This is a genomic window from Streptomyces sp. NPDC087428, assembly GCF_044744085.1.
GTDB lineage: Bacteria > Actinomycetota > Actinomycetes > Streptomycetales > Streptomycetaceae > Streptomyces.
The window spans coordinates 494510-503441 of record NZ_JBIUXR010000004.1 but is presented as its reverse complement, the minus strand read 5'-3'; the positions used below and the strand labels follow the sequence as shown (position 1 = coordinate 503441).

Here is an 8932-nt window from a genome sequence, read left to right as displayed (position 1 = left end):
TGGAGGTAGTTGACGACGCCTCGGTGTTCGAGGGCGACGCCTTTGGGTCTGCCGGTGGAGCCTGAGGTGTAGATGATGTAGGCGAGGTCATCGGGTGAGGCCAGCGGTGGCAGGTCGTTGGTGGCTTCGTCGGGCCATTGGGTGTCGACGAGGAGGCGTGGGGTGTTGGCGGGGAGCCGGTTGGTGTGGTGGGTGCTGGTGATGATGAGTGGTGCTTGGGCGTCTTCGACCATGTAGGTGATGCGGTCGGTGGGGTATTCGGGGTCGAGGGGGACGAAGGCGGCGCCTGCTTTGAGGATGCCGAGGAGGGTGGCGATGAGGTCGGGGGAGCGGTCGAGGCAGACGGCGATGAGGGTGTCGGGGGTGATGCCGGTGTTGCGCAGGTGGTGGGCGAGCTGGTTGGCGCGGTTGTTGAGCTGTGTGTAGGTCCACTGTTCGTTGCCGTGGGTGAGGGCCACGTTGTCGGGGTCGGTGGTGACCCGGTTCTCGATGAGCTGGTGGATCGTCGCGGTGTCGGGGTAGGGGCCGGTCTTCCCGTTCCAGTCGACCAGGATCTCCTGCCGCTCCCGCACCGTCAGCATGTTCAGTTCGGACAGGTGGGCGTCGGGGGTGGCTGCCACGGAAGCGGCGAGGGTGCTGAGATGGCCGGCCATCCGCTCGATCCGCGCCCGATCGAACAAATCCGTCCGATACTCCAGCACAGCTCGCAGGCCGTCCGACGACTCGACCGCGGTCAGTGTCAGGTCGAACTTGGCCACGCCCCGCTCGATGTCGACCGGCTCGGTGGCCGTGTCCGCCAGCTCCCACCCGTTGCTGTCCGCGCTCCCCGGCGCCTGGAGGACGAACATGCTCTGGAACAACGGATTGCGCGACAGATCCCGCTCCGGCGCCAGCTCCTCCACCAGCCGCTCGAACGGCAGGTCCTGGTGGTCGTACGCGCCCAGCGCCGTGTCCTTGACCCGGTTGATCAGCTCGCCGAAGGTCGGGTCGCCGGACAGGTCCGTCCGCATCACCAGCGTATTGACGAAGAAACCGACGACGTCCTCGATCTCGGCCCGGTTGCGGCCCGCGATCGGGGTGCCCACCGCGATGTCGTCCTGGCGGCAATAGCGGGCCAGCACGACCTGGAACAGCGACAGCAGCGCCATGAAGAGACTGCCGCCCTGCCGCCCCGCAGCCTCCCTCAACCGCTCCGTCACCTCGCTGGGCACCTCGAAGGTGACCACCTCGCCGGCGCCGCTCGCGTGCGGCGGACGCTGGTGGTCCGTGGGCAGCTCCAACGGGGTGGAGCGGGCGAGGCGCTCGCGCCAGTACCCGAGCTGCCGCTCCAGCGCGGGGCCCGTGAGCCGGTCACGCTGCCAGACAGCGAAGTCCGCGTACTGCACCGGAAGTTCCGGGAGCGACACCTCGTGCTCGGCCAGCGCCGCGGCGTACAGCTCACGCAGCTCCCGCGCCAGAATGCCGGAGGACCAGCCGTCGGACACGATGTGATGCAGTGTCAGCAGCAGATACTGTTCGTCCTCGGCGATACGTACGACGTCCGCCCGCAGAGGCCGGCCCGTCGTGAGGTCGAAGGGGCGCTTCGCCTCAGTGCGCAGCACCTCACGCCCTCGCACCTCGGCGTCCGCGTCGCCCCGCAGATCGTGGACCGAAACGCCCACCCGCCAGGGCGCGTTGATCTCCTGCCGCGGTGTGCCGTCGTCGCCCGCGGTGAAGGCCGTCCGCAGCACCTCGTGCCGTGCCACCAGGCCGGACAGCGCCGTCTCCAGTGCTGCGACGTCCAGCGGGCCGCGTATGCGCAGTGCCGTCGGCACCAGGTAGTCGGGGCTCTCCGGGGTCAGACGGTCCAGGAACCAGAGCCGCTGCTGTGCGAACGACAGCGGCAGCGGTCCGGTGGCGTCCCTGTCGCTCCGTGCGATGCGGTCCGCGTCCGCACGCCGCCGCATGCGGGACAGCAGCCGCGCCTCGATCGAGTTCTCGCCCATGATGATGCCTGTCCTCTACTCTTCGTGTGGGCAACGGGTCTCTGCGTGTGGGCAGAAGCCGCTGAATTCAGGAAGCCTGGTCCTGCGCGTCGAACAATTCGATGAGCTGCTCTCTGACACCGGTGACCGTCGGCGCCTGGAAGAGCCGGCGCAGACCGATACGGACCCCGGTTGCCGCCTCGATGCGATTGACGAGCTGGATGGCGAGGAGGGAATGCCCGCCGATATCGAAGAAGCGGTCGTGGATTCCGACCTTTTCGAGTCCGAGCACCCCAGCCATGATCTCGGCGATCTCCGCCTCGATGTCGTCCCGGGGCGCCACGAACCCCGCCGTGATGTCAACGTCGTCGGGGGCCGGCAGCGCCGCGTGGTCGACCTTGCCGTTCCGGTTGAGCGGGAGCTCCGGCAGTTCCATGAACGCGGACGGCATCATGGCCCGGGGCAGTCGCTCGGCCGCCCATCCCCGCAGCGCGCCCGTGTCCGCCGTACTGCCCGGCCCGGGTACGTAATAGGCGACGAGCCGTTTGTCGCCCGGGGCGTCCTCGCGGACGGTCACCGCACACACCCCGACCGCGTCGTGGTTGAGCAACACCGCCTCGATCTCTGCGAGTTCGACCCGCACGCCTCGCAACTTCACCTGCCGGTCGATACGTCCCAGCAGGTCGAGCCCGCCGTCGGGGGTGAAGCGGCCGACGTCACCGGTGCGGTACATACGGCCGCCGGTGAACGGGTCCGGTACGAAGCGTTCCGCGGTGAGTTCGGGCCGCTCGTGGTAGCCGCGCCCCACGCTGTCGCCGCCGAGATACACCTCGCCCAGCACCCCCGCGGGTACGGGGCGGCGGTCCGGGTCGAGCACGTACACCGTCTGGTTCGCCATGGGCCGCCCCGCGAGGACCGGCCCGTGGGGGTCGGTGCGCGACGCCCGCCAGTACGTGGTGTCGACCGAGACCTCCGTGGCCCCGTACAGGTTGACCAGGTCTCCGGGGAAGCGGTCGAGGAAGCGCGCCACCAGGGCGGGCTGAAGGGGTTCGCCGCTCGCGAAGGCGTAGCGAAGGCCCACGCAGTCCTCGGGCCTCACCTCTGAGACGAACAGGTCCAGCAGGCTCGGGACGAAGTGCAGGCCGACCACCCGGTGGATCCGCATCAGGCGTGACACCTCGGCCATGTCCAGCCGGTCGGAGCCGGGTACGAGCACGACCTTCGCCCCCTGCCACAACGGCCAGAAGATCTCGTAGGCCGACACGTCGAAGGACAGTGGCGTCGCCTGGAGGAAACCCTCGCCCGGGGCGATCGGGAACGCGTGCTGCATCCCGGCCAGGTAGTTCACCACGCCCCGGTGCTCGATGCGGACGCCCTTGGGCCGTCCGGTCGAGCCGCTGGTGTAGATCAGGTAGGAAAGGTCCCCGGGCCCGGCGACGGGCTCGGGGGCGGTGACCGGGAGGGTGTCCGGCAGGTCCGCCGCGCGGTCGACGGTCAGCAGGCGCAGCCCCTCGGCCAGCAGGCCGGCGTGCGCGGTGTCGGTCACGACCAGTGGTGCACCGGAGTCCTCCACCAGGTACGCGAGCCGCTCCGCCGGATGTTCCGGGTCGAGCGGTACGTAGGCCGCACCGGCCTTCAGGATGCCCAGCAGCGTCCACACCAGGGCGGGGGAGCGCTCCAGGCAGACGCCCACCGGGACGTCCGGTCCGATCCCCGGCTCGGCGCGCAGTCGATGGGCCAACTGATTGGCCCGCTCGTCGAGTTCACGGTACGTCAGCTCGTCCGTGCCGCAGACGACGGCGACGGCGTCCGGGGTCAGCGCCGCGCGTTCCTCGAACAACTGGTGCAGGGTGGCCGCGGCCGGGACCGGCGCCGAGGTGGCGTTCCACTCGGTCACGATGCGGTGGCGCTCGTCCGGGCCCAGCATCTCCAGCTCGGACAGCGCGGCACCCGGACGCGCCGTGGCCGCGTCCAGCAGGTTGCCGAAGTGGTCCACGAGGCGTCGTGCGGTGGCCTCGGTGAACAGGTCGCCGGCGTAGACGATGGCGCCGTCCAGGGTGCCGTCGTCCGCCTCCGCGAGGTACATGGACAGGTCGAACTTCGCGTCGCGGACAGGGGACTCGATGGGCTCCGCCGTCAGCCCCGGCAGGCTCCACGCGTCCGCGCCGGGCGTGTTCTGGAGCGCGAACAAGGTCTGGAACAGTGGATTGCGGGACAGGTCGCGGTCGGGTGCCAGCTCTTCGACGAGGCGCTCGAAGGGCAGGTCCTGGTGGTCGTACGCGCCCAGTGCCGCGTCCTTGACGCGGGCCAGGAGCTCGGTGAACGCGGGATCGCCGGAGAGGTCGGTACGCAGGACGAGCGTGTTGACGAAGAAGCCGATCAGATCCTCGGTCTCGGCCCGGTTGCGGCCGGCGATCGGGGTGCCCACCGCGACGTCCCGTTGTCCGCTGTGGCGGGCCAGCAGCAGCTGGAACACCGACAGCAGGGTCATGAACAGGCTCGCGCCGCCCTCGGCTGCCACCGCCTTGGCACGCGCGGCGACGTCGGCGGGCACCGAGAACCGGACGACCTCGCCCTTGCCGGTACGCTCCGCGGGGCGGGCCTGGTCCGTCGGCAGCTCCAGCGGCTCCAGTCCCGCCAAACGCGTCCGCCAGTAGTCGAGTTGGCGCTCCAGTGGTTCGCCGGTCAGCCAGCCGCGCTGCCACAGCGCGTAGTCGGCGTACTGCACCGGCAACGGGGCCGGGCCCGGTCCCTTCTCCAGGGCCGTCGCGTACAGCGCGGACAGCTCACGCACCAGCACGCCGACCGACCAGCCGTCGAAGGCGATGTGATGCACGGTGACCGCCAGGACCGCTTCCTCGTCGGCCAGTCGCACCAGCACCACGCGCAGCACAGGGCCGACGGTGAGGTCCACCGGGCGCAGGGCGTCCTCGGCCAGGACCGCCGCACAGGCGTCGTCCCGGTCCTGGACGTCGGCGACGGCACGCAGGTCCCGGACCAGCACCGTCACCGGCTCCTCCGGCGAGATCGACTGGACCGGGGAGCCCGCATCGTCCGTGCCGAACCGGGTGCGCAGGATCTCGTGGCGGGAGACCAACGCGGTGAAGGCGGTGTCGAGGGCGTCCACATCGATCAGCCCGTGGACGCGGAAGGCGAAGGGAAGCAGGTATTCGGCCCTGCCCGGCTCCAACTGGTCCAGGAACCACAGACGTTGCTGGGCGAAGCTCAGCGGCAGCGGGTTGCCGTCGCGCGGCACGGCGGGGATGCGGGAGATCCCGACGTCATCGAGGTCCGCCACCGCCGCGGCCAGCAGCGCGGGGGTCGGCGCGCTGAACAGGGTCCGTACGGGGATGTCGACGCCCAGCCGCCGGCGCAGCCGCGACACGACCTGCGTGGCCAGCAGCGAGTGGCCGCCCAGCGCGAAGAAGTCGTCGTCGACGCCGACCGTGTCGATGCCGAGCACCTGTGCCCAGACCCCGGCCACCGTCCGTTCCGTCTCGGTGCGCGGGGCCGTGTACGCGGCGCCCAGCTCGGACCGGTCAGAGGCGGGCGCGGGCAGTGCACGGCGGTCCGTCTTGCCGTTCGGGGTGAGCGGGATGCGGTCCAGGGGCACGAACGCGGCGGGAATCATGTAGTCGGGCAGATCGCGCTGGAGGTGGGCGCGCAGCGTGCCCGCCTCGACGGGCGGGTCCGCGACGACGTACGCCACCAGCCGTGGGTCACCCGGTACGTCCTCGCGCAGCAGGACGGTGGCGAGCGTGACCGAGGGGTGGGTGAGCAGCGCCGCCTCGATCTCACCGGGCTCGATGCGGTAACCGCGCAGCTTGACCTGGCCGTCGCCCCGGCCGGTGAACTCCAGGTGCCCGTCCGGGTGCCACTTCGCGAGGTCACCGGTGCGGTACACGCGCCGAGGCGTGCCGTCCACGGTGACGACCGTGAACTTCTCGGCGGTCAGCTCGGGCCTGCCCAGATACCCTCGGGCCAGGCCGGGGCAACTGATCCACATCTCGCCCGGGACGCCCACCGGGACCGGCCGGCCGTGCCGGTCCACCACGAACACCTTCGCGTTGGCGACCGGGCGCCCGATCGGCACGTGGTCGCCGGGCCCGGTGATCCGCGCTGTCGCCGCCTCCTGTGCCGCCTCCGTCGGCCCGTAACCGTTGACGAGCGGCACCGAGGTGTGGCGGAACCACTGGCGTACCTGCTCCCGCGGGAGGGCCTCGCCGCCGAGACGCACCAGCCGCAGTTCCGGGCCGAGGGATTCCGGCCCGTCCAGCTGGGCGGCGAGCGCGCCGAACGCCGACGGAGTCAGCCAGGCCACCGTCACCTCGTTGGTGCGCAGCGCCTGCCCCAGCATCCCCGGGTCCCACGCCTCGTCGCGCAGCACCAGGGACGCACCCGAGACGAGCGGCGCGAACAACTGCCCCACCGAGGAGTCGAAGGAGATCGACGCGAACTGCAGTACCCGGTCCTCGCAGGTGAGGTCCAGCTGCCGCCGGGTCTCCCGCATCCGCGCGCGCAGGGCGCCGTGGGTGATCTGGACGCCCTTCGGGCGGCCCGTCGAACCGCTCGTGTAGATCACGTACGCCAGATCGTCCGGCCCCGCCTCTGCCGCGGCGCCGTCACCGGGGCCGGCGGGCGCATCCGACGGCCAGGAGTCCTCCAGCAGCAGGAGCGGCGTAGCGGCGGGCAGCCGCTCGGTGTGCGAGGACCGGGTGACGATCAGAGGGGCCCCGCTGTCCTCGACCATGTAGGCGAGCCGCTCGGTCGGATACGTCGGGTCCAACGGCACATACGCGGCACCTGACTTGAGGATTCCGAGCAGCGCGCTCACCATGTCGGTGCCCCGGTCGAGGCAGATGGCGACCAGTGTCCCGGGACCGGCACCGCGCTCGCGCAACCGGGCGGCGATCCACTCGGCCCGCTCGTCCAGCTCGCGGTAGGTCAGATGATCCGAGCCGCAGGTGACTGCGGGGGAGTCGGGGCGCTCGGCGGCCCGGTCCTCGAACAGCCGGTGCACGGTGACGGCGTCGGGGGCGTCGGTGTCCGCTCCGTTCCATGTGGTGAGGATGTCCCGCCGCTCCTGGGCCGTCAGCATCTCCAGGGCGGACAGCCGGGCGCCGGGAGCGTGAGCGGCCGCACCGAGCAGGGTCTCGAAGTGCCCGGCGAGCCGTATCATCGTGGCTTCGTCGAAGAGGTCGGTGGAGTAGACGATGGTGCCGTCCAGACCGCCGTCGGCGGCCTCCGTCGCGTAGAACGTGAAGTCGAACTTCGACTCCTGTGCGGCCACGTCCAGCTGACGGACACTGAGGCCGGGCAGTTCCCAGGAGTCGTTCTCGGGCGTGTTCTGGAGGACGAACATGGTCTGGAACAACGGGTTCCGGGAGAGGTCCCGCTGCGGCGCCAGTTCCTCCACCAGCCGCTCGAAGGGCAGGTCCTGGTGGTCGTAGGCGCCGAGTGCGGTGTCCTTGACGCGGTCGATGAGTTCGGTGAACGTCGGGTCCCCCGACAGGTCGGTACGCATGACCAGCGTATTGACGAAGAAGCCGACCATGTCCTCGATCTCGGCCCGGTTACGGCCCGCGATCGGGGTGCCCACCGCGATGTCCTCCTGGCCGCTGTAGCGCGACAGCACGGCCTGGAACACGGCGAGCAGCGTCATGAACAGGCTCGCGCCCGAGTCGTGCGCCAGTCTGCGGGCCCCGTCGGCGGTCGCGGCGGGGATACCGAAGGTGAGCATCGCCCCGTTGCCGCTGCGCCGCGCCGGGCGTCTGCGGTCGGTGGGCAGCTCCAGCGGTGCCGCGCCCGCCAACAGCGCACGCCAGTAGTCCAGTTGTTCGGACAGCACATCGCCGGTGAGCCAGGCGCGCTGCCAGACCGCGAAGTCGGCGTACTGGAGAGGAGGTTCGGGCAGGCCGGCGGCGACGCCCGTGACCCGTTCCGTGTACAGAGTGGTGAGCTCGCGCGAGAGCACCCCCGCCGACCACCCGTCGAAAGCGATGTGATGAATCGTCAAGGACAGGAGGTGATCCTCCTCGTCCAGCCGGACCAGCAAGGCGCGGACCATCGGTCCGGTGGCGAGATCCACCGGCCGGAACCCCTCGGTGTCCACGAACGCGATGGCGGCCTCTTCCCGGGCACCGGCGTCCGTGACGGACCGCAGGTCGTGCACGGCCAGCGGCAGCGGCCGGGGCTCGTCGATGATCTGGCCGGGAGTGCCGTCCCCGTCCGTGACGAAGCGGGTCCGCAGCACCTCGTGCCGCGCCACCAGTGCCGACAGCGACGCCTCCAGCGCCGGTACGTCCAGCTGACCGCTGATGCGCAGCCCCATGGGGATGAGGTATTCGGCACGGCCCGGCTCCAGTTGGTCCAGGAACCAGAGGCGGCGCTGCGCGAACGACAGCGGCAGCGGCCGCCCCTCCCTGGCGGCGACGGGGATCGAGGCCGCGTCGTCGGGAGCGGACGGTGAGGCCAGATCGACCGCGTCCTCATCCATGCCCTCGTCGATGGACTCGAACAGCCGACGGGCCCGTCGCATGGCTTCGTCGGCGAGGAACGACGCCACGGTCCGCACGGTCAAAGGCCCCGGTGCCGAAGGGGCCTGGAATTCCGAGCCGAATTCCACCGCCACCCGGCGGGCCATTTCCGCCGGCTGATCCCCGGTGCCGCCCAGCCGGAAGAAGTCGCAATCGGCCGTCGTCACCTCGGTGCCGAGAACGGACCGCCACACCTCGGCTATGCGGGCCTCGGCAGGCGAGAACGGCTCATGTCCCGCTTCCCGGCCGGGTGCCGGCGCCGGTGGCACCATCGGATTCGTAGTCATGCGTCCACCAGTTCCTCGTCGTCGACCCGTAACGGAAGGCCCTCGGATGCTCAGCCGAATCCGATGCTGGCAGAGCGATCTTGACGAGATAACTGGTTACTTCTGCCCCCGGAACGTGGACACTTCTGCCCGTGCGTGCGGCGGC

2 protein-coding genes are annotated in these 8932 nt (G+C 70.6%); both read right to left on the bottom strand.

Annotated features, from left to right (window positions below):
- On the bottom strand, positions 1-1985 hold a 1985-nt coding region (locus ACIO3R_RS11645), incomplete at its 3' end, for a condensation domain-containing protein (protein WP_402105260.1).
- A gap of 67 nt (positions 1986-2052) precedes the next feature.
- Complete coding sequence (locus ACIO3R_RS11640; protein ID WP_402105259.1) at positions 2053-8787, bottom strand: amino acid adenylation domain-containing protein; 6735 nt, start codon at positions 8785-8787, stop codon at positions 2053-2055.
- Between the last annotated feature and the right edge of the window lie 145 nt (positions 8788-8932).